Source organism: Azonexus sp. (genome assembly GCF_036170495.1).
In the GTDB taxonomy this organism is placed as follows: domain Bacteria; phylum Pseudomonadota; class Gammaproteobacteria; order Burkholderiales; family Rhodocyclaceae; genus Azonexus.
On the sequence record NZ_JAVHPH010000407.1, the window covers coordinates 1 to 1,084 of the forward strand.

Consider the following 1,084-nt stretch of genomic DNA (forward strand, 5'->3'; position numbering starts at 1 on the left):
TCGCTGACCTTGCCGACCCGGATGCCACGATAGCGAACCTGCGCCTGCGGGTTCAGGCCACCGATGTTCTGTTTGGTGACGACGACATATTCATGCTCCGAGTCCGTGCTATCGCTCAGCCAATACAAAGCCAGCAATGCCGCCACGCCGAGGAGTAGCGCAAAGAGACCGGCGGCGAAGGCGTATGACTTGTTTTCCATGGATACCAATTAAAGCAGTTTCCGGCGGTCTGCGCCAAAAAAGCCGGTAACAAAAGGATGATCGACGGTCATGACCTCCGCTTTCGGGCCGAAGGCGATGATGTGCTGATCAGCCAGCACGGCGACATGAGTGGCCAGTCCGGCCAGGGTGTTGAGGTCGTGGGTAACCATGACGACGGTCAGGCCGAGTTCACGCTGCAGATCGCCGACGAGTTCGACGAAGTTCTGGCTGCGGTCGGGATCGAGGCCAGCCGTCGGCTCGTCGAGCAGCAACAGTTCGGGCTCCAGCGCCAGGGCACGGGCCAGGGCAACGCGCTTGACCATGCCGCCGGAGAGTTCGGCCGGCATCAGTTTGCCGTGATCCGGCTCCAGTCCGACCATCGCCAGCTTGAGATGGACCAGGCGGCGAATCCAGTCGGCGTCGAGACAACGCAGTTCGCGTAGCGGAAAGGCGATGTTGTCGAAGACCGACAAGGCCGAAAACAGGGCGCCTTGCTGAAACAGCATGCCGAGGCGCCGGCGCAGATTGCGCTGCATCTCGACATCAGGGTCGTTGAGATCGACGCCAAACAGGCGAACGCTGCCGGCGTCCGGCCGCAACAGGCCGAGAATTTCGCGCAACAAGGTTGTCTTGCCACTGCCCGAGCCGCCGAGCAAACCGACGATCTGCCCCTCCTCGACGCGCAGCGAAAGATCGCGATGGACAGCTTTCCCGCGGAAACTCACGCCGACGCCGTTCAGTTCGATGACGGTTAACGGGCTCATGGCTAGGGCACACCGATATTCCGGGTAAACACGGCGAAAATGGCGTCGAAGAGGATGACCGTGGTAATCGCCGTCACCACGGCACTGGTCGTGTTGGCCGACAGGCTCTCGGTATTGGG

Annotated in this window: 2 protein-coding genes and 1 pseudogene; all 3 read right to left on the reverse strand. The window is 61.3% G+C overall.

Annotation, left to right across the window (positions count from 1 at the left end; genetic code table 11):
* The coding region (locus ADADOO_RS14950) for an MlaD family protein (protein WP_511278302.1) at positions 1-200 on the reverse strand (200 nt) is incomplete at its 3' end.
* 9 nt (positions 201-209) lie between these two features.
* The gene (locus tag ADADOO_RS14955; protein ID WP_511278303.1) at positions 210-965 is read right to left on the reverse strand and encodes an ABC transporter ATP-binding protein; all 756 of its coding nucleotides are present in this window, start codon (positions 963-965) and stop codon (positions 210-212) included.
* Between the two features lie 2 nt (positions 966-967).
* Positions 968-1,084, reverse strand: a pseudogene (locus ADADOO_RS14960) (ABC transporter permease); the annotation flags it as partial.

Excerpts from the sequence above, each read along its gene's own strand:
- ADADOO_RS14955 (WP_511278303.1), bottom strand. The coding sequence starts at position 965 with ATGAGCCCGTTAACCGTCATCGAACTGAACGGCGTCGGCGTGAGTTTC.